This window comes from Pseudoalteromonas sp. 20-MNA-CIBAN-0454 (genome assembly GCF_040308685.1).
Lineage (GTDB): Bacteria > Pseudomonadota > Gammaproteobacteria > Enterobacterales > Alteromonadaceae > Pseudoalteromonas > Pseudoalteromonas nigrifaciens.
Genome location: NZ_JBEOOB010000115.1, coordinates 1 through 405 on the forward strand (window position 1 = coordinate 1; position 405 = coordinate 405).

The 405-nt window shown below is 47.2% G+C and carries 1 protein-coding gene; it reads left to right on the top strand.

The window, feature by feature from the left end; translation table 11 throughout:
• Positions 1 to 58 precede the first annotated feature (58 nt).
• Positions 59 to 405: IS66 family transposase (locus AAEZ22_RS18800; protein ID WP_352298399.1), on the top strand; the 347-nt coding region annotated here is incomplete at its 3' end.

Below are 405 nucleotides of genomic sequence, written 5' to 3' on the forward strand. Positions count from 1 at the left end.
AACATTAGCTAATTGGTGTATTAAAGCGGGCCTGCTAATCAGCCCCTTAGTGGCAGCCATGCAACGTCACTTGCTTAGTGAGCACAGTTTATGTGCCGATGAAACCCGTACACAAGTCTTAGATGAAGGTGACAACCCTAGCAGCAATTCCTACATGTGGGTTTATCGCAGCAATGAGGTCAGCCGTGAGCCTGTCGTGATTTACGATTACCAAGCAGGTCGAAGTCGCGCTTGCGCAAAAGAATTTCTTGCCGGTTATAAAGGCTATTTACAGTGCGACGGTTACCGTGTTTATGACGGTATTGAAGGCATTACCCCTGTTGGTTGCTGGGCACACGCTAGACGCAAATATAACGATGCCTTAAAAGCAGAGTCGAAAAACAAAGGTCGAGCGCATAAAGCCAT